Origin of the sequence: Vibrio sp. 10N.222.52.B12 (assembly GCF_002875385.1) — a bacterium.
Taxonomy (GTDB): domain Bacteria; phylum Pseudomonadota; class Gammaproteobacteria; order Enterobacterales; family Vibrionaceae; genus Vibrio; species Vibrio jasicida.
On record NZ_MDAW01000127.1, the window covers coordinates 1 to 18,336 of the forward strand.

The 18,336-nt window shown below is 46.2% G+C and carries 19 protein-coding genes and 1 pseudogene; 8 read left to right on the forward strand and 12 right to left on the reverse strand.

Features of this window, described 5'->3' with window-relative positions; translation table 11 throughout:
- Positions 1 to 80 precede the first annotated feature (80 nt).
- A complete protein-coding gene (locus tag BCT11_RS16820; RefSeq protein ID WP_198593959.1) occupies positions 81 to 1,517 on the reverse strand; it encodes a PLP-dependent aminotransferase family protein in 1,437 nt (478 codons plus the stop codon).
- A 108-nt stretch (positions 1,518 to 1,625) separates the two neighbouring features.
- On the opposite strand from BCT11_RS16820, the gene BCT11_RS16825 reads away from it, so the two are divergent.
- The 4 genes from BCT11_RS16825 to BCT11_RS16840 all read left to right on the forward strand — a co-directional run bounded on the left by BCT11_RS16825 (position 1,626) and on the right by BCT11_RS16840 (position 4,139).
- Entirely contained in the window at positions 1,626 to 2,543 is a 918-nt protein-coding gene (locus BCT11_RS16825; RefSeq protein ID WP_042601142.1) for a DMT family transporter, read from the forward strand.
- A 62-nt stretch (positions 2,544 to 2,605) separates the two neighbouring features.
- On the forward strand, positions 2,606 to 2,893 hold the full coding sequence (locus BCT11_RS16830; protein ID WP_102388788.1) for a hypothetical protein: 288 nt from the start codon (positions 2,606 to 2,608) through the stop codon (positions 2,891 to 2,893).
- 67 nt (positions 2,894 to 2,960) lie between these two features.
- Positions 2,961 to 3,332, forward strand: coding sequence for a cytochrome c (locus BCT11_RS16835; protein WP_039974320.1), 372 nt, complete (start codon positions 2,961 to 2,963; stop codon positions 3,330 to 3,332).
- Positions 3,333 to 3,611: 279 nt separating this feature from the next.
- On the forward strand, positions 3,612 to 4,139 hold the full coding sequence (locus BCT11_RS16840) for a hypothetical protein (protein ID WP_102388789.1): 528 nt from the start codon (positions 3,612 to 3,614) through the stop codon (positions 4,137 to 4,139).
- Positions 4,140 to 4,235: 96 nt separating this feature from the next.
- Here the strand turns inward: BCT11_RS16840 and BCT11_RS16845 are convergent, their stop codons facing one another.
- Positions 4,236 to 4,664, reverse strand: a complete 429-nt coding sequence (locus BCT11_RS16845) for a MarR family transcriptional regulator (protein ID WP_102388790.1) — start codon at positions 4,662 to 4,664, stop codon at positions 4,236 to 4,238.
- 10 nt (positions 4,665 to 4,674) lie between these two features.
- Positions 4,675 to 5,316, reverse strand: coding sequence for a cytochrome b/b6 domain-containing protein (locus tag BCT11_RS16850; RefSeq protein WP_102388791.1), 642 nt, complete (start codon positions 5,314 to 5,316; stop codon positions 4,675 to 4,677).
- Between the two features lie 132 nt (positions 5,317 to 5,448).
- Here BCT11_RS16850 and BCT11_RS16855 point away from each other — a divergent pair, with 132 nt between their 5' ends.
- The gene (locus BCT11_RS16855; protein ID WP_102388792.1) at positions 5,449 to 5,892 is read left to right on the forward strand and encodes a cytochrome c; all 444 of its coding nucleotides are present in this window, start codon (positions 5,449 to 5,451) and stop codon (positions 5,890 to 5,892) included.
- 69 nt (positions 5,893 to 5,961) lie between these two features.
- Positions 5,962 to 6,621, forward strand: coding sequence for a hypothetical protein (locus BCT11_RS16860; RefSeq protein ID WP_038883597.1), 660 nt, complete (start codon positions 5,962 to 5,964; stop codon positions 6,619 to 6,621).
- Between the two features lie 14 nt (positions 6,622 to 6,635).
- On the opposite strand, the gene BCT11_RS16865 is transcribed toward BCT11_RS16860, so the two are convergent.
- The 6 genes from BCT11_RS16865 to BCT11_RS16890 all read right to left on the reverse strand — a co-directional run bounded on the left by BCT11_RS16865 (position 6,636) and on the right by BCT11_RS16890 (position 10,360).
- The gene (locus tag BCT11_RS16865) at positions 6,636 to 7,085 is read right to left on the reverse strand and encodes a GNAT family N-acetyltransferase (protein WP_039974314.1); all 450 of its coding nucleotides are present in this window, start codon (positions 7,083 to 7,085) and stop codon (positions 6,636 to 6,638) included.
- A gap of 74 nt (positions 7,086 to 7,159) precedes the next feature.
- A complete protein-coding gene (locus tag BCT11_RS16870; protein WP_102388793.1) occupies positions 7,160 to 7,660 on the reverse strand; it encodes a GNAT family N-acetyltransferase in 501 nt (166 codons plus the stop codon).
- Positions 7,661 to 7,720: 60 nt separating this feature from the next.
- On the reverse strand, positions 7,721 to 8,191 hold the full coding sequence (locus BCT11_RS16875; RefSeq protein WP_102388794.1) for an HAD family hydrolase: 471 nt from the start codon (positions 8,189 to 8,191) through the stop codon (positions 7,721 to 7,723).
- A 383-nt stretch (positions 8,192 to 8,574) separates the two neighbouring features.
- Entirely contained in the window at positions 8,575 to 9,039 is a 465-nt protein-coding gene (locus BCT11_RS16880; protein ID WP_039842692.1) for a GNAT family N-acetyltransferase, read from the reverse strand.
- Positions 9,040 to 9,048: 9 nt separating this feature from the next.
- Entirely contained in the window at positions 9,049 to 9,780 is a 732-nt protein-coding gene (locus BCT11_RS16885) for an SDR family oxidoreductase (protein ID WP_102388795.1), read from the reverse strand.
- A 28-nt stretch (positions 9,781 to 9,808) separates the two neighbouring features.
- A complete protein-coding gene (locus tag BCT11_RS16890) occupies positions 9,809 to 10,360 on the reverse strand; it encodes a GNAT family N-acetyltransferase (protein WP_198593960.1) in 552 nt (183 codons plus the stop codon).
- A gap of 231 nt (positions 10,361 to 10,591) precedes the next feature.
- Between BCT11_RS16890 and BCT11_RS16895 the strand changes: the two are divergent.
- Together BCT11_RS16895 and BCT11_RS16900 are read left to right on the forward strand one after the other, a co-directional pair.
- Positions 10,592 to 11,681 (forward strand): annotated as a pseudogene (locus BCT11_RS16895) (NapC/NirT family cytochrome c).
- Between the two features lie 23 nt (positions 11,682 to 11,704).
- Positions 11,705 to 14,143, forward strand: coding sequence for a molybdopterin guanine dinucleotide-containing S/N-oxide reductase (locus BCT11_RS16900; protein ID WP_102388796.1), 2,439 nt, complete (start codon positions 11,705 to 11,707; stop codon positions 14,141 to 14,143).
- 78 nt (positions 14,144 to 14,221) lie between these two features.
- On the opposite strand, the gene BCT11_RS16905 is transcribed toward BCT11_RS16900, so the two are convergent.
- From BCT11_RS16905 to BCT11_RS16915, 3 genes are all read right to left on the reverse strand, one after another.
- Positions 14,222 to 14,947, reverse strand: coding sequence for a phosphatase PAP2 family protein (locus BCT11_RS16905; protein ID WP_102388797.1), 726 nt, complete (start codon positions 14,945 to 14,947; stop codon positions 14,222 to 14,224).
- A gap of 62 nt (positions 14,948 to 15,009) precedes the next feature.
- Complete coding sequence (locus BCT11_RS16910) at positions 15,010 to 16,068, reverse strand: helix-turn-helix domain-containing protein (RefSeq protein ID WP_102388798.1); 1,059 nt, start codon at positions 16,066 to 16,068, stop codon at positions 15,010 to 15,012.
- 39 nt (positions 16,069 to 16,107) lie between these two features.
- Complete coding sequence (locus BCT11_RS16915; RefSeq protein ID WP_102388799.1) at positions 16,108 to 18,246, reverse strand: glycoside hydrolase family 3 N-terminal domain-containing protein; 2,139 nt, start codon at positions 18,244 to 18,246, stop codon at positions 16,108 to 16,110.
- Positions 18,247 to 18,336 lie beyond the last annotated feature (90 nt).

Below are 18,336 nucleotides of genomic sequence, written 5' to 3' on the forward strand. Positions count from 1 at the left end.
TTTGTGTATAAGAGACAGCCCAATAGCGGAGGCTTTGTTGTTTCTGGTGCTGAATGTTTGGAACGGAATGTCTGGAGCGATTACTTGGCGTGTTGATCAATCAGTGTTGCTAGCGTTTCCATCGCAGGGAGCCAGTTTTTCTCCGCTCCAAAGTTCGCGACGCTGAGACGAATGCAGTTTTGATACTGTCCCTGAGAGCCAAATACCGAGCCGGGCAGAATACTGATTTTGTGTTCGTTACAGGCTTGATAAAGCGCATAGCTGTCAGTTTTGGGTGGCAAGCGTAACCAAAGCAAGAATGACCCTTGTACTGCATTGATTTGGTAGCGGTTTTTGAGTTCAAAGTGTGCATCCAAGCATTGGTTGAGCATCTGCAAATATCGTCTCACGTTGGCTTGATAAACACGGCACATACGCGCAGTGTGAGTTCGGTACTTACCTGAGGTTAGGAAAGTGCCCACCGCTGATTGCATCAAGTTCAAACTGCCCATGTTTTCACATAACAGATATTGCTCGACTTGAGCGCGATAACGTCCCGCTAGCATCCAACCAATACGAAGGCGTGAATCGAGCGTTTTCGATAAGGAGTTGACGTAAATCACCCGTTGTTTCTCGTCCAATTTGCGCAAGCTTGGTAACGGTTGGTCATAACTCAACGCGCCAAACACGTCATCTTCAATGATTGGAATATCTCCAGAAACCTTAAGCAGTCGCTCACGTCTTTCAAGGGGCATCATTGAGCCTGTTGGGTTGGTGAAATTTGGCGTGACAATAATGACTTTGATCTCCCAAGTTGCCATGGCTTTTTCCAGCGCGTCTGGATCCATACCATCACGGGGGCAACTAGGGATCTCGACCACCTGTAAACCGAGGGATTCGAGCATCAACAAGTTACCGAAATAGCAGGGCGATTCCACCGCAACAATGTCTCCAGTCTGTGTTGTTGCTCTGAGGGCAAGACTGATCGCTTGCTGTGCACCATGGGTGACCAAAAGATCATCCACGTTTGCCGGCGTTCCCAGATCTTGGGTTATCTTCGCCAGCTGTTTGACTAATAAGCCATCACCCGGTGGCAGTTGATAATGGCTGGAAATATGACTCTGTTGGCGACTCTGGCGGCCAATTTCGGCATACAAACTTTTGATGGCTGGCGCATCAATATTTGGGTGTGCTGAACCCGTCGGAAGCAGCTCTTGATACTCGGGATAGGTAAGGATTTGTTTGCACACCGAGAGCAAATCCACGCGCGTAGGCTTAGCGATCTTGGCTTCATGTCGCTCAGTTGGTTTTACTCGATAACCAGATTTTGGCACCGAGTAAACCATGCTTTGTGCTTCTAGCTCCTGATAAGCGCGGATCACCGTGTTCTTGCTTACCTTGAGTTCAGTGCTCAATTGACGGATGGAAGGCAACTTGTCGTTCGGCTGATAAACCCCATTGCTTATCGCTTGTTTGAGATGCTTCTCGACGATCAAATACTTATTGGCATCAAGTGTACTTGCTAAATCTGTACCCATAAAAACACTTCCATCTGTCACTTTTTGAAAACACTGTACCTAACTACATTAGCAACATTCGAGATTAAAAACATTCAAGATTTAAAAGTAAGTAGAGTGAGGCGAGTCATGTTAATCAGAGCCATTCCTTTTGTGTTCGTGATCCTTTGGGCTTCTGGATTTGTTGGTGCGCGATTTGGATTGCAATACGCCGAGCCTGCGACCTTGTTGTCGATTCGCATGGCGTTCAATGTCCTGCTGTTTTTGGTGATTGTGGCTTTTCTGCGTCGTCGCATTCCAACGGGAAAAGACTTTTGGCACAGCTGCGTTGTCGGAATATTGATTCACGGCTTTTACCTAGGCGGAACGTACTTCGCCATCAGTTTGGGAATGCCGGCGGGCTTAAGTTCGCTATTAGTCGGGATACAACCTATTTTAACGGCCGTATTGCTGGTGGCGTTCGCTTCTGAGCAGTTCAAACCATCACAGTGGATTGGTCTTTCATTGGGTTTTGTCGGTATTGCGATGGTGCTCATGGGTAAGATGGAGTGGCAATCCGATTTACACAAAACCTTAGCGATTGGTGTGTGCTTGTCGTCGTTGTTTGGTATTACGCTTGGCACCTTGTATCAAAAGAAATATTGCCAACAAGTGGATATGGTAGGCGGCGCGACCGTGCAGTATTTAGCGGCGTTGGCCATGTTCCTACCAATCGCGATGCAGTTTGAAACCATGCAGGTGCAATGGACGACGGAATTCATTCTCACCTTAATCTGGCTTGTGGTCGTGCTGTCTTGTGTGGCGATTCTGTTGCTGCTGTACATGGTGAAGAATGGCGCGGCATCGAGTGTTGCTTCTGTGTTCTACCTTGTGCCTCCGACCACGGCGCTTCAAGCTTGGTTTGCCTTCGGTGAGTCGTTTGATTGGATGGGCATTATTGGCTTTGTATTTGCGGCGACGGCGGTCTACTTAGTGGTGAAAAAGCCTGAGCTACCAATGTTTAAATCAAAGGTTGCAAAGCAGAAACGTAAAATATACCTAAATTAGGTAGGGACATTTGCGTGCCAGAGAGTACAATCCGGCTCCTTACATGTTTGTGGAGTCGGATGATGACCGTCAAGCCAGATCGAATGAGCGCGATGCGCAATATCATTGAACAAGTGAAAGCAGAATTGCCGATTTATGAATCGGAGACCTTTGTTTGTGGTCCTGAAGGTAAATGCATTGGTTGCCCTAAAAAACTGTTGGAAATGGTCGATTCTGAACTGAACTATTGGGAATCTGCAATGGATCGTGGTATCACGCCTCAGTTTGATGAAATCCGCCGATTTGGCAAAATGTGCACCAGCGTACGCCGAGGTTTAATCCGCAATAACGTGCCGTTGCTCAACGCCTAATCAACACTTTTTCGACATCCCCCTCATTACCTTGTCTTCATTGATTAAACGAAGACAAGGGGCTCTCATGCGCAAATTCTTTTTCTCTGCTGTTTTGTTATTACTTGCTTTCAGCTCTGGCTTTGCGGGTTACAAATGGTTCACTGACAACCAATATGGCGAAGCGGATCTTGCTGCGGGTCAGCAGTATTTTGAATCTTACTGTGTCTCTTGTCATGGTGGCAAAGGGCATGGAGATGGATTGGTGGCCAAGGCGACGAACATCAAGCCCGATAATATTTTTGATGAACTGACCAACCCATTCGGAACAAAAGTGGAGTTGATAGGGACGGTATTGGAAGGAGAGAATGGTCAAAGCGGTGCAATGCCACCATTCAAATCTGTGCTGAGTGAAAAGCAAGTAAATGACATTTTTGAATACATCAAAAGTATTAACTGATCTAAATTCTTATTTTAGAAACAGTTGCTTATTGTTTTTCTGTGTGCTTCAAGGCTTTGAATTCTGTCGAATTTTTACGTTACTTTAGCCGCTAGTTTCAAGGTAATTTGGCGGTCACTCTCAAGTTCTCGATTCCCTCGTTTTTTCTTATCATTTGCGCGTTTCTCTGCGTAATTTCAACGATATATTGGCTCGGTTCTCACATGGATGTGGGAGCGAACCCCCTATCATCTGTCTGTGCGCTGAGAGTCAAAAGTGAAAACAAAAGGATTTACGTTGATGGAAATCACCATCGTCTTAGCAACCTTGGGTTCCATCGCTCTCGCTGCCTTGCCAATTCTGCTCGATATTAACCGTCAAGCTTACGTTTCTATGCTGCACAGTTCGCAGTCTTCTCTGGGGACGTCTCTTAAGTTCTTCCATGCCAAAGTGATGATTGATGATGCGCAGGAGCGTAGACAAATGACGTACATTGATCATCAAGTGAACATGCTCAGTGGGATGCCAGAAGCCAGTGCAAATAGTATACGAGCGTTATTAGAGATTGGTCTGCCTGCCAAAGGCAATTCACCGATTGATAAGCCGTGTAAAGGCAGCGACTTTTGCATTATGGGGAATCAGTTCCCAAACAGTGCTTATTTTGTCGCGATTCCGGAGTATCAGTTCGCTGATCATTCGGGATTAGATCGTGTGGTGTATATTTGGCCGCAAGGGTACACCTTGAAACGTGAAGCGTGCTATTTCTATTATGTTAATCAAGCGTCGACGCAGTCGGTGATACGAGGCCATGTTACAGAAGGTTGCTAGACATCAAGCAAACTGACGCGAGCAGAAAAGTACAAAGCCCCAAGTGCAGAACTTAGGGCTTTGTTTATTTTTAGGTTGGAAAAACTTAGCGAAGCGCTAAATCTCTGCGACCAACTTTTTTAGCAAGCGAAGCATCTCTATTTGCTCTTCTGGCTCTAATGGACTCATCAACTCTTTGTTGACGGCCAGTGGAATTGACAACAAGGTTTCTTTGAGGCTTCGTCCCTCTTCCGTTAGATAAATACGGAACGAGCGGCGGCTGTTTGGATCGGGATGGCGCTCTACCAAACCTAACTTCTCCAACTTGTCTAAGGTACGAGTCGTGGTTGAGTTTTCTACCTTAGATTTCGCTGCGATATCGCGCTGCGTCACGCCTTCTTCTTCCCACAAACACATCATGGTCGGCCAAAGTGCAACGGTAAGTCCGTGCTTTTTGAGCTCGGCTTCAAATCGTTTCGCTGCATCGTGTGCAACGACATTGATCATCCAGCCAAAGCTGTCTTGTCTGTCAAACTGTTCGCTCATTTTCTTACTCTTATGATAAAGCAATGATTGTCATGGTAACCAATGTTGCAGCAACTAGCACCCCTAAAGCACGGCTTTGCGGCGCGAGATAGACAATTTTCTGTTCCGTGATGAGCGCCTGCTTGTTCATTAGGGTTTGTTTACCTGTGATCATCGCTTTCAACAAGGGTTTACCTCTTAGTTTATAGAAAAGGATCGCACCAACATGTAAGACGATCAGTAAAGGCAAAAGATCGGCCAAGGTCAGGTGTAACCACTCAAGCCCTGCAAAGATGTTGTCGTTAAGCCAAACATCGGAATACGGCCACGTATCGAATAAGCCGCCAAGCGCCATTCCCGAGATGCATTGAAGCAGCAATGTCGTCAGCAGTGCTGCCACCATCCAGCCGCCAGCAGGGTTATGACCCACAGTCGCCGCCGATTTGCCTTTTAAGTATGTAATGACACCTTTTGGCGAGCGGAGAAACTGTCGAAACAAACTGGTTTCGCTGCCGATAACTCCCCAAGTCAATCGCCATAACAACAAAGTGAATAACGCTAACCCCAATTGGACATGAGGTCCATTGCCAGACAATCCAGATGCCATCAGGGCTATAAACAGTAGGGCTTGAGCCCAGTGATAAAGTCGCGTTGCTAAATCCCAAATTTTCATAATTACCTCGATCTTTTCTCGGTGTGATGATCTTCTTTACGGTAATTTACACGACAATAGTTGCGTGCGCAATGATTGTTGTGTAAATTTATTTGCAACCACACAGCAATAACGAAAAACCAGGAGAATGAAATGAAAAAGACATTGGCACTGATTGCACTTTTACCGACCATCTTTGTATCAACAACAGTGTTTGCCCAAGACTTCAGCGCTCAAATCGAAACGCGTCAGAATGCATTTGAGCAAATAGAGTCCCTGTCGAAACAAGCCGATAAAACATTGAAAGGCAGCAATACCGATTGGCACGCGCTAGAGCAGATTGGTGTTGAACTCACTCGTCATAGCGTACAGCTGCAACAAGCGTTTCCAGAGGGAAGCCAAGCTGAGAGCAAAGCGAAGAAAGAAGTGTGGAGCAAACCAGATAACTTCAATCGCTTGATGCTACAAATGGATGAAGGGTTTGCACAGTTATATCAAGCTGCGCAGAACCAACAAATTTCATCGGCTGAGGCAGGACTTAAGCAGGCTCAGAGCACTTGCCGAAGCTGCCATCGTGCATACCGCAGTCGTTGGTAATCAAGCGATCCACAACATTGAATTTATATTGAAGCAAAAAAGAAAATCGTTAAGTGAAAAGGTAACCTTATGAAAAAACTCATTCTATTAAGCACGCTGACTGTGGCTTCTTTCTCTAGCTTTGCTGCTGATTACGGTGTGGAACTGGCTTGGAACACTAATGATTCGGAACAGGTTCTCAAAACACTGCCAGAGCAGAAAGCCGCTTTTAGCCAACTGATCGAACAAGGTGATGTGAAAGACATGTTTGTTTTACCAAGCAGTATTGATGGTAAACCAGTACAGATCCTGCGTTTCGTGTTGTCGGCAGATAACGAAGCGGAAGTTGCCACTAAATTGCAGGACTTACCTATGTACCAGCAAGACTTGGTGAAGATCGCGAGCATTCAACCACTAGGTGCCAAATGGTTAGATAACACGCCAGAAAGTGATAACTACAGTGTGACGTTACGTTGGAAAGAGGGCATTGAGGCGTTAGAAATGGACCGTGTATTGGGTGTCGATTTGCAGCGAGTGATCAGCTTGAACAACTCTGGCTTAGTCACCTCGTCTTACATCAATACCCAAGTGTTGGAGAATGGTGTTGAGCGTCCGATTTACTCCGTCGCCGTATTGGCGAAAGATGCCCAACAGGCGCAAAACCTGATGTACTCTTTTGAAGCGGTACAGCTTGGGTATGCGACTTTTGAAATTGAATACTTGGGTAAAAAGTTGGATATGAAAAGCTAACTAAGCCTTTATGTTTAAAGGTCCAGATACAGACGCAGCATGTCTTTGTGCTGGATACCGTTCTCCCAAATTGGTTCTGGGTAGTGGAGTAAGAAGTGATCTTTATCCACGCTCTCTACCCTGAAACCCAAGCGTTGATAGTAAGTCAGTTGATAACCAAATGTCCCCGTTCCTAATATCAACTTTTGAAAAGATTGGCCTTTTAACTCTTCAATGGCAAATCGCAATAGATCTGAGCCAATACCGCGTTGTTGATGCGTAGGTGCCACTGAGACGTTCATGATTTCAGCCTGCGTTTCTGAAAGCGGCAGCACCACGCATGCTCCGACGATCTGGTCCTCTTCCACCGCAACAAAGCTCAATGAATTAGCAAGATAGCGATTAACATTGTCTTGGTCTGGATCGGCTTCTAATAGCAAAGCCATCGGAATTTGATTTGGCGATAAGGGTTTATATTCAATCATCACAAGTACGCGGTAAATATTGGGTTCCGATCAGTATATCGCAAAGGCAATGTGGTCTTGCTACTAGAATCAACTTACGGGTGCTTTAAGACCATTTTCTGACTCATCAGATATTTGCCGTTAGGCAGTAGCACTTCACCTAACTCGCCACAATGCTCGAAGCCAAACTTCTCATACAAAGCAATCGCAGGATGGTTGGTCTTGTAAACATTCAACGCAATAGTGTCATAGCCATATTGCCAACCGCTTTGAATGGCGGTGGTGAGTAGCTTTTTTCCTAACCCTTGGTTTCGATAGTGGCGGTCAATATGAATGCCGAGAATGCCCGTTTTAGCGAACTCACCTCCTTCGTAGCCACACATTTCAGCCGGGAAGATTTCGATACTGCCAACTAGGCGTTTTTCATCGAAGGCCACAAATTGGGGAATGGATTCTTTTTCTACACGAGTGATTACCTCACTCAGCATCGTTTTGTCTGGCGCTGGCGAGCGTAAGTATTCTCCTTCCTCATAAACGCGATTCCAGAGCGAAATAAAGTGGTCAATGTCGTTGACGGTAATCGGTCTAATCTGCATTCATCTTCCTTGATTGGTGCATAAAGTTTAGTGGCTCAAGTGTATTTGTGCGTACGTTGGTTAGATGCGTAGCAACTCGGACAAACAACGTATTTGATTTCGGATGGGTTTGCTTGGCGCAGGGAGATTTTTAGGGTTGAACCAAATGACGTTTAACCCTGCGTCCATTGCTGGGTAAATGTCTTTTTCTGGTAAGTCGCCAACCATGGTGAGTTGGCTCGGCTCAACGCTCAATTGTTTTGCGACCGCAAGATAAAAATCAGGCTGATTCTTGGCAATACCAAGGTTTGCAAAGCAAAAGTAGCCAGAAAGGTATTGGTCGAGCCCTACTCGTTGAAAGGCTTTTTGCACATCTTCCATCGCGGAATCTGATGCGCTGGTCGCGATATAAACTTGGTGATGTTGTGTGAGTTGAGCCAGAGTCTCTTTGGCTTGAGGAACGGTTTCAACGTGTTCCCAATCGCACATTTTTCCATGTGCGTGAGGAAAATCGACCATCAAGGTGTTTCCCCAATCGAAAAGATAAATCATGTTCGAATCTCCTTTATACCCAAGTAACCTCGAGATGCTTGGTTCAGCGAGAATGACTTGGTTTGTAGACGCGGCGGCGATTTAAAGGTTTGGTAGACCCAAATCAAGAATCGACAACAAAGTATACAAGCCAAGACAACTCGCCCTTTGGGAGCGTGTCATTGACTCGATCTCTGCTTCAAACAACTTGGAAAGAGCTAGCTATTACACTGCGTTGTTTTCCTTGACCTCGAATCAATGACAACGCTCTGAATCCTGCATCTTGAAGTCACTTGGGTATATCCGTACATCATATCGTCTTTTCGAAAAGGGAAGGAAAGCGCGAAAGATAAATGCGATTCACGTTAGCTTTAACGCTGAAATTCGCTTAAATGCCGTGATCGTTACAAACATTTCATCATAAGACGGGAGTTGGGAACAAAGCCCAGTTTGTCGTAAAACTGCTGCGCATTGTGGTTAAACTCCATGACTTCCAAGCGGACTTGAGTTGCACCTGACTCGCGTGCCCACTGCTCAACGGCCGTCATTAAGGCTCGGCCAACGCCTTTTGACTTCTGATTTTCATCGACGACGATGGTGCCAATGCGGCAAATCGGGTCTTTGATTAAAAAGCTGATAGTTTCATTTTGGGTAATGGTCGCAGTGATAAAGCCAAGTGCTTGTTGACCTTCTTCGGCTATGAGCACCAATCGAGCATCATCGGCCAGCGCATCTGCGAGAAAGGTTCTGTCTTCTTCAGAAGGTGGTACAAAAGTGTGTGGCGCATGACGAAAGTGAAGTTCGCTAATTTGCGTGTTTAATACAAAGAGCGCATTGAGATCGTCGGGTGTCGCTGATCTGATTTTCATTACTGTTCCTTAATTTCCGCCAGCTAGATCGATAAACGAACCTGTGACATAAGACGCTTCATCACTGAGTAGCCACGCGATGGCATTGGCCACTTCGTCTACCGTGCCTCCTCGCTTAAGAGGGATTTTTTCACTGAGCCTGTCGACTCGATTCGGCTCGCCGCCATCGGCATGGATATCGGTATAAATGCAGCCGGGACGAACACCGTTTACACGGATGTTTTGCTCCGCCAACTCTAACGATAATCCCTTGGTGAGCGAGTCCATAGCGCCTTTCGAGGCAGCGTAATCAACATACTCAAATGGCGCACCAGAGCGGGATGCGGCAGAAGAAACATTAACAATCGCATTGCCAGATTCAAATCGTTTTGCGGCTTCTCGGCAACAAAGAAAACAGCTCGTCACATTAGCGTTCATAACAGTTTGGAATCGCTCAAGGCTCATGTCCGCAAGACGAGACTGGGTTAATAAGATGCCCACGTTGTTGACGAGATGAGTGACCTTCCCGAGTGCTTGTTCGGTTTGTTCAAACAATGAGAGTACCTGCTGCTCATCGGAAACATCCGCTTTGATGGCGATGGCTAAACCGCCAATCTCCTCAATCTCACGAACAACTTGTGCGGCAGCCTCGGCTTGCGCGCGATAGTTAACGCATACAGCATAGCCTTGTTTGGCGAGTAATTTGGCGGTTGCGGCTCCGATGCCTCGGCTTGCGCCTGTGATGATGACTACTTTCTGCAAAACACATCCTTATTTTTTGTCGTGAATATTATTTTTGTAATGAATAGAGCTTATCTGCGTACCTTTTCTCACCAATTTCATAGGCTTCGGGGATGGTCTCGATGAGTTTGAAGCCACATTTTTCCAGCACTCGTTCAGAGCCAATATTGCCCTCTGTGACCGTGGCGGAAAACTGAGAAATCTTGTGCTGCTCAAACGCCCACTCAATCACACCGGTAAGAGATTCCGTACCAAACTGTTGGCCATAAAATTCTGGCAGCAATAAATACCCGACTTCAGCAATACCATCTTGCAATACAAAGCCAGTGATGCCGATTGGTCGTGCGCTTTGTTTTTCATAAATCACCAAACACAACCAATGCTCGCTTTGCGGTGTCCATACAGGTAACCGTGATTTGAACTTTTGGCGTATTTCGTCTTCGGTCGGCGGGTCAAAACAAAGCGCGATGATTTGTGGCTCGCTACTCAAGCGGCGATACAGATCCCAATCACTTTTCGTTAGCGGTTTAAGCTCAGTTCTTGGGGTGGAAATGGGTAGAGATAACACGTTTGAATCGCCTCCATGTGGTCGAGTTTTCATATCTCACACAAACATATCAAAAGTGCTTTGATAAACAACATCTATCGTTATGGCGAATAGGTTCGGTCAAGAAAGATTTTTCGGAAATATGGAATATGCCAAGGAGTCTCTCAATAACGAAAAATAAGTCACCACCTAGGGTGTACGTATGACTCAGATCAATTACCAGATACTACTAAAGAGGTAAATATGCGACAAAGCATGTGAATTTGTGAGTATTTATTTCTAATTGTGTCAATTAAAAAACGTTATATCGCCGCAATGGTGGCAGTGGGTATTGGTGTGGGCTGGCTAACTTTAGGTGGCACCGCAGCAGTGATGCATTACACATCCGACACTGAGTTCTGTCTCTCTTGTCACTCTATGGAAATCCCTTACAAAGAGTACCAAGGCTAAGTGCACTTCAGTAACGCCAAAGGTATTCGCGCAGAATGTTCGGACTGTCACATTCCGAAAGAGCCAATGGATTACTTAGTCACTAAGATCCGCGCTTCAAAAGACATCTACCATGAGTTTGTAACAGGTAAGATCGACACGCCAGAGAAGTACGAAGCACACCGAACTGAACTTGCAGAGATGGTTTGGGAGCAGTTCCGTGAAAACGATTCGGCAACCTGTCGTTCTTGTCACGACTTCGATGCAATGGAAGAGTTCGAGCAATCACGTGATGCGGCGAAGATGCACGCATACGGCAAAGCGAATGACCAAACGTGTATCGACTGTCACAAAGGCGTAGCGCACTTCGCTCCAGAAGCGGAGCTTGATAGCAAAGCGTTTGAAACACTGATGAGCTTCACAACCAAAACAGCAGCCGACGCGAAAGTGGTTTACCCAGTGACGTCTATCAGCATGGGTGATTTTGGTACAGTGAACCCAACAACCAAACTGAACGTTGTGAAAGTTGAAGGTGACAACCGCACTGTGAAGATCAATGCATTCCAAATGAAAGGCGCAGAGCAAGTGCTTTACATGGGTGAAGGTCACGATTGTTGCAACACTATCTGAACAAGGCCAACAAGCAGTTGAAGCTGGCGAGTTCAAAGCAGACGTATACGGCAACGAGTGGCGTCCTGTTTCTCTAACGGCAACGATCGATTCTCCAGTGGTCGATACACTAGAGCCGGTTTGGTCATACGCAGAAGAGTTGGACAACGTTTACTGTGCAACTTGTCACGCGAAAATTCCTTCAAATCACTTTACTGTGAACGCATGGGGTCCTGTAGCGAAGAGTATGGGTGATCGCACTGATATTTCAGCAGAAAACCTAGAAATTTTGACTAAGTTCTTCCAGCACCACGCGAAAGATGTGGTTGGTCACTAATAGAGAAATAGAAGGATAAGATTATGACTAATTTAACTCGTCGCGGATTTCTAAAAGGCACTGGTCTTACTGCTGGTGCTCTGGCTTTCACTTCATTGACGCCAATGAGCGCGCTTGCGTCTGATAAGCGTGGTTCAGGTGTACTTACAGCGGGTCGTATGGGCCCAATGCTGTGTGAAGTAAAAGACGGTAAGCTGATTTCAACCACGAACGCATTGCCACAGACGGTACCAAACAGTCTTCAAACTACGGGTCCTGACCAAGTTCATACTAAAGCTCGTGTTAAGTACCCAATGGTACGTAAAGGCTACTTGGCAAACCCATCAGCGCCAGAAGGCGTGCGTGGTAGCGATGAATTCGTTCGCGTGTCTTGGGATGAAGTTTACAAACTGATTCACGAACAACACATGCGCATTCGTAAAGAGCACGGTGCTGAATCGGTGTTTGCTGGTTCTTACGGTTGGCGTTCAAGTGGTGTGTTGCACAAAGCACAAACGCTTCTACAGCGTTACATGAGCATGGCGGGCGGTTACTCAGGTCACCTTGGTGATTACTCTACGGGTGCTGCGCAGGTGATCATGCCGCACGTGGTAGGCTCTATTGAAGTTTACGAACAGCAAACCACTTACCCAGTGGTTCTTGAGCACAGTGACGTTGTGGTGCTTTGGGGCCTTAACCCAATCAACACGCTGAAAATCGCTTGGAGCTCAACAGACTGTGCGGGCCTTGAGTTCTTCCATCAGCTTAAGAAGTCAGGTAAGACGGTTATCGCTATCGACCCAATGCGTTCAGAAACCATCGAGTTCTTTGGTGACAACGCACAGTGGATTGCTCCGCACCCAATGACGGACGTGGCGATGATGATGGGTATCGCGCATACGCTTGTGAAACAAGGTAAGCACGACAAAGAATTCCTAGCAAAATACACCACAGGTTACGACGTATTCGAAGCTTACCTAATGGGTAAAGAAGACGGCGTTGAGAAATCTGCAGAATGGGCATCTAAGATTTGTGGCGTGCCAGTTAAGCAACTTGAGCTGCTTGCAGACATCTTCAGCAAAAACCGCACAATGCTTATGGCGGGCTGGGGTATGCAGCGTCAGCAATACGGTGAGCAACGTCACTGGATGCTGGTAACGCTCGCTACCATGTTGGGCCAAGTTGGTCTACCGGGTGGTGGTTTTGGCTTCTCTTACCACTACTCAAACGGCGGTAACCCTTCACGTGATGCGGGTGTACTTCCTGCTATTTCTGCGTCTCTAGGCGGCGGGTCTTCTGCAGGTAACGACTGGGCCGTTTCTGGTTCTGTTAACGCGTTCCCAGTGGCACGTATTGTTGAAGCACTAGAAAATCCAGGCATGAGCTACCACCACAATGGTCATGACTTAACGTTCCCTGAGATCAAGATGATTTGGTGGGCAGGCGGTGCGAACTTTACTCACCACCAAGACACTAACCGTCTGATCAAAGCGTGGCAAAAACCAGAGCTTATCGTTATCTCTGAACCATACTGGACAGCGGCAGCGAAGCACGCGGATATTGTTCTACCTATCACCACATCGTTCGAGCGTAACGATATGACCATGACAGGTGACTACAGTAACCAACACCTAGTGCCAATGAAGCAAGTGGTTGAGCCTCAGGGCGAGGCGCGTAACGACTTTGATGTGTTTGCGGATATGTCAGAGCTTCTAGCTCCGGGGGGGCGTGATGTTTACACCGAAGGCAAGACTGAAATGGAATGGTTGTACGGCTTCTACAAAGCGGCGCAACAAGGTGGTCGTGGTCAGCGTATCGCGATGCCAAACTTCAGCAAGTTCTGGGAAGATAACCAGTTGATCGAGATGAAGTGGAACGAGAAAAATGCACAGTTCGTTCGTTACGCTGAATTCCGTGAAAACCCAATCATGAACCCACTAGGCACACCAAGTGGTAAGTTTGAGATCTTCTCTCGCACTATCGAAGGTTACCAGTTAGAGGATTGCCCTCCACACCCAACATGGTTAGAGCCAACAGAGTACACGGGTAACGCAACTGATGGTGAACTTCAGCTGATGACAGCACACCGTCTGCACAGCCAGTTCAACTACGCGAAGATTCGTGAAGAGTACGCAATTGCGGACCGCGAACCGATCTCTATCCACCCTGAAGATGCAAAAGCGCGTGGCATTAAGACTGGCGATCTTGTTCGTGCCTTCAATGGCCGTGGGCAAGTTCTGGTTGGTGCATTGGTGACTGATGGCATCAAGCAAGGCTCAGTATGTATTCACGAAGGTGGCTGGCCGGATCTAGATCCTAAAACAGGCATCTGTAAAAACGGTGGTTGTAACGTTCTAACGCTCGATATTCCAACCTCTCGCCTTGCGAACGGTTGTGCGGCTAACTCTGCATTGGTTCGTATCGAGAAGTACGAAGGTCCAGTGCTAGAACTAACGGCATTCACACCGCCTAAGAACGGTTAAGCATGGTCTAGAACCTAAGATACAAAACTAAAGGAGCCAGCAACTTGCTGGCTTCTCTTTTATCTATTTTTCAGATCTTTACTTGGTCGCTAAGGCAACGAAAGGCGCTTTTTTAGTAATTTGAAATGTTGGCAGCAAAGTAAACACGATGGCGACGAATACCACTGAACCAATCAAATCTTCAATCCTGTGCATACCGAGCCACAAGCGACTGTACGCCACGCCTATTGCCCAGACCCATAGAGTAGCGGCAGAGAAGTAGCACTTATTCTGCAAAAACAAACCACCAAAGAAAGCTAAGCAGATAGAAACGAAAATCGTATGCCCAGATGGAAAGGAATAGTCTTTTTCACCTTGCCAGTGGCGAGTGCGCCATTCACTGACTTTTTCGGAGATCTCACCAATCACACTCGCTTGCTGAGCTGTTTCTAGTTGATAAAACGCTTCTGGATGCTCAATCAATTGCTCTGCAGCAAGCAATTCGGTGTAGGGACGTGGGCTTTCTGTCATTAGCTTCAAGCCTGTTTTGCTGGCAAAACCAATCACCAGTAACAATCCCAGCATGGAGAGTTTTTGCATCCAATCAGACTGGCTAGGTTTGTAGCGGTAAAGCGACAACACCAACAGCGTGAGAGTGATCAAAAAGCCTTTACTGCCCGCAGAATCGGTTAGCAGAGTAAAGAGAATACCAGTGCCATCAGAAACGTGAGAAGTAAGATCGTGATACGAGGCAAACAGCGAAAGTGGGATGATGCCAAGAATGAACAAGGCGAGCATCATCAAACCGTATTTTTTAGTTTTCATGAAAAGTCATACAGCAGTCGAAAATAGGCGACTATCTTACGACAATCGATGTGAAAAACTTATCAACGCTCTGTCAATTCGGTCTTGTTTATTTTGCTCCGAATCTCCATTGGAGAAAGCCCAAAAGTGCGAACAGTAAAACGATTGAGTGAGGACTGAGATTGAAAGCCTAAACGTTCTGACAATGAGACAAGAGGAATTGATGTGTATGACAAAACTTCGTAGCATTTCTTTTGTTTAAATTGATTGAGCAATTGATCAAAGGTTTGCCCCTCTTGTTTAAGCTTTCGGGCTAGCGTCCAGCGAGAGTATCCCATTTGATTTAGGATTTTGCTGGAAGCATGCATGAGCGAATCATGATGGTATAAGCGTTCTAAAGTCAACATCACTAACTCAGTGGTATTTAGATCATTTAAGGACTCTAACTGAGCCAGTGAAGTTAACAAGCGCTGATTAAGGTGCTGGTCTAGAAGAGGATTACTCGTTTCAAGCTGATGCTGTGCATAAGGGGCTTTTAGAATAAGTTGGTTTTGCTCTCCAGCTTCAATAATGACACCGCTCGTTTGCTCAAAATCTTTGATATTCGGAATAAATTTATTGGACTGAATTCGCATTGAATCAGGCGGAAGAGATAAGGTAGTGAGTGCTTTAGCAACAAAACACAAGTTAAGTATAGGGCCATAAATATCGACAACCCCTTCATCTTGTACGTAATGGACAACAACATCACCTTGCGGTGCTATCCGATAATACAAGCGGTCACGTGAGCCCATAATCGGCTTGAACTGAACGTGACGGTGAATGGCTTCTGTCGCATTTGGTGCATTTAGTACGTAGGCAAATTCTGGATAAGTTTCCAATAATTCGGACGTGGAAATATCGTGCGCAGGTAAAGGGATCTCGTATTTTGCAACGATGTAACAAAGCTCTTGAAAGTGCTTCTCTGAGACGTGTGCGACCTTATCTAAGCGATGATTTAACTTAGATAGCTCTTCGCTTAACCCCTTTATGTGACGGTGTTGTGCGAGGTAGGTGTAAAGCCGTGTATAAACGTGCTGGTGGATATATTTCATCGAAGTTTTATTCAGCATGGTTTGGTAGCCAATCGGAGTCCAAACCATGCTGATTCATTGAGTTACTAACTAGCGTAGCTAGGTTTGTTAATAGCTAAGACCATATCCAAATGGGTATAGCGTGATTGACGGATCTTCTTCATAAGAAGGAACATCTTCTTTACCTTTGGCAACCACCTCATCGGTCGATTTTGGAAGGCCGAAAGGTAACTTACCCTCTGGTTTCACTTTACCGGTGATGACATCAAAAAAGACAGCGTCCGATGTACCGAAGTTCGCCAGAATGATTGGCAACTGATCGTTGATATTACCTAGGGCTGCTGGACGAATCATGAATACATCAAAAATTACTCGCTTACCTGAGTTGATAGCCTGATTAATGACACTGTAGACATTGCCACTATTGTAAATACAAGCTCCTAGGTTGTCGGTCAAACCCTCATAACAAAGTTGTGCAGATTCTCCCGGTTCACGGTCAGGTTGCGTTTCGTAAGGACGTAATTGGAAGTCTTCCTGTGCTACAAAACCAAGCTCGCCAGACGGCATAGCGACCCCAAATGGGAACCATGCCGTGGCGAGAGTGGCGGGGGTTTGCGTACGAATAATGATGGTGTCAGCATCAGCCATGTTTTCTGCGACGTTTAAGCCATATTGTTGTGCGTTGTCGACAATGCTTGGTTGCTCTGTACCGCCATAGTTGGCGTAGACATACACTTTACCTAACTCCTCTACTGATAAAGGCAATGCGTTGTTGTCGTTTTTCAACAAGGTAACGGAGCGTCCTTGAGATTCAATACCCAGCTCTTGGAACTCTGTTTTACCGACCACATCATTGACCTTGGCGACATCAACAAATGGGTCTTCAAACAAACCTTGTTTGAACTTATTCGTCAGGATTCGATTTACCGATAAGTCGATGCGCTCTTGGGTAAGACGCCCGCTCTCAATATTCGTAAGCAATAAAGCAGGGTCATCGATACCCCCAAATTGGTCAATACCCGCATCGACAGAAGCAGCGAAACGCTCTGTTGAATCTTCGTCTTCTTTACCCCAAGGCATACCTAAGTAAGTGAACGGATTCTTCTCTGCATCTTCATGTGTGATGATCCCAGTTCGACATGTATCGACACAATCGTTAGCGACTAACCAATCTGATAGCAACACGCCATCGAAGTTTTCTTCGCCTCGAAGAATATCTGTCATGATGTATTTGCTGTAACCAAAGCCAACATTACCTTCACTTTCCGGTAGTTGCTCATAGGGAATTCCGTAATAAGGCATCACGCCCGCAACGCCAGCCTCAAAAGCACCTTTAAATGGAATGCGGTGGTAGTCAAAGTTGTTGCCCGGATAAACCTGATAGCGGCCAGCGAAGTAGTGTGCATCCGCGCCATTTTCTTGTGGACCACCACCTGCAAAATGTTTTACGACTGCCCAGACTCCATCTTTCGTCAGCTCGGTATTGTTGTGTTGTAAACCTTGGACATAGGCTTTGGTCATTTCTCGTGATAACTCAGCGTTTTCACCGAATGTACTGTTCACTCGCCCCCACCTTGGTTCGGTAGCGAGGTCAGCGGTTGGGTGGAGTGCTTGGTTGATGCCGACGGCTAGGTACTCTTGACGAATGACATCGGCGAAGGTTTTCGTGAACTCAGCATCGCCAATCGCGGCTAAGCCGAGTGTTTCCGACCATTGTGAAAAATCGCCAGAAGAGACTGAAGTTCCTAATGCGGCATTAAAGTGGTTGCGTGGGTCGGTTGAGATAGAAACAGGAATTCCTAAGCGAGTGTGCTCCGCTAATTCTTGAGCATGATTATTATCTTCTGCCATCAGAGTGGCATCGCCTTCTTGGCGAGTTATAAAGGTATTGAGGAAACGTTCTTGAATTAATGTGGTGTTGGTTATGCCATCGCCTTTAAAAACGAGTCTTGAGTTATCGCTGCTGAGTACGAATGTACCGTGCATCATCAAGCCTGCCTTTTCGGCGTTGTTCATTTGTTGAGTAAGATTCTCTGCGCGTTGTTTTGGGCTCAGTCGCCAATCCTCATAAGCGTCTAATTCGCCATTCTTATTATGATCCTTAAAGGTTAGCCCATCGACCTTGAGAAGATTGAGCGTTTTGGTTTCCAATGTTGGTATGGTGATTTGTTCCGAATCTGATCCACAACCGCTAATGAGTAGGGTAGGCAGCGCAAAGACTAAGAGGTTTTTTCCAGAGGTTTTCATCGTTATTGCCTTTTATTATCTTGTTTGGCGCAGTATGACTCTGGAGGTGAAGGAAAGTATTTCCTTTAGGGAGCAAGGTTTTGGCGTTCT

What these genes read in the sequence shown, in the direction of transcription:
- BCT11_RS16820 (WP_198593959.1), bottom strand. Translation starts at nt 1,517, where the DNA reads ATGGGTACAGATTTAGCAAGTACACTTGATGCCAATAAGTATTTGATC.
- BCT11_RS16825 (WP_042601142.1), top strand. Translation starts at nt 1,626, where the DNA reads ATGTTAATCAGAGCCATTCCTTTTGTGTTCGTGATCCTTTGGGCTTCT.
- BCT11_RS16830 (WP_102388788.1), top strand. Translation starts at nt 2,606, where the DNA reads ATGACCGTCAAGCCAGATCGAATGAGCGCGATGCGCAATATCATTGAA.
- BCT11_RS16835 (WP_039974320.1), top strand. Translation starts at nt 2,961, where the DNA reads ATGCGCAAATTCTTTTTCTCTGCTGTTTTGTTATTACTTGCTTTCAGC.
- BCT11_RS16840 (WP_102388789.1), top strand. Translation starts at nt 3,612, where the DNA reads ATGGAAATCACCATCGTCTTAGCAACCTTGGGTTCCATCGCTCTCGCT.
- BCT11_RS16845 (WP_102388790.1), bottom strand. Translation starts at nt 4,664, where the DNA reads ATGAGCGAACAGTTTGACAGACAAGACAGCTTTGGCTGGATGATCAAT.
- BCT11_RS16850 (WP_102388791.1), bottom strand. Translation starts at nt 5,316, where the DNA reads ATGAAAATTTGGGATTTAGCAACGCGACTTTATCACTGGGCTCAAGCC.
- BCT11_RS16855 (WP_102388792.1), top strand. Translation starts at nt 5,449, where the DNA reads ATGAAAAAGACATTGGCACTGATTGCACTTTTACCGACCATCTTTGTA.
- BCT11_RS16860 (WP_038883597.1), top strand. Translation starts at nt 5,962, where the DNA reads ATGAAAAAACTCATTCTATTAAGCACGCTGACTGTGGCTTCTTTCTCT.
- BCT11_RS16865 (WP_039974314.1), bottom strand. Translation starts at nt 7,085, where the DNA reads ATGATTGAATATAAACCCTTATCGCCAAATCAAATTCCGATGGCTTTG.
- BCT11_RS16870 (WP_102388793.1), bottom strand. Translation starts at nt 7,660, where the DNA reads ATGCAGATTAGACCGATTACCGTCAACGACATTGACCACTTTATTTCG.
- BCT11_RS16875 (WP_102388794.1), bottom strand. Translation starts at nt 8,191, where the DNA reads ATGATTTATCTTTTCGATTGGGGAAACACCTTGATGGTCGATTTTCCT.
- BCT11_RS16880 (WP_039842692.1), bottom strand. Translation starts at nt 9,039, where the DNA reads ATGAAAATCAGATCAGCGACACCCGACGATCTCAATGCGCTCTTTGTA.
- BCT11_RS16890 (WP_198593960.1), bottom strand. Translation starts at nt 10,360, where the DNA reads ATGAAAACTCGACCACATGGAGGCGATTCAAACGTGTTATCTCTACCC.
- BCT11_RS16900 (WP_102388796.1), top strand. Translation starts at nt 11,705, where the DNA reads ATGACTAATTTAACTCGTCGCGGATTTCTAAAAGGCACTGGTCTTACT.
- BCT11_RS16905 (WP_102388797.1), bottom strand. Translation starts at nt 14,947, where the DNA reads ATGAAAACTAAAAAATACGGTTTGATGATGCTCGCCTTGTTCATTCTT.
- BCT11_RS16910 (WP_102388798.1), bottom strand. Translation starts at nt 16,068, where the DNA reads ATGGTTTGGACTCCGATTGGCTACCAAACCATGCTGAATAAAACTTCG.
- BCT11_RS16915 (WP_102388799.1), bottom strand. Translation starts at nt 18,246, where the DNA reads ATGAAAACCTCTGGAAAAAACCTCTTAGTCTTTGCGCTGCCTACCCTA.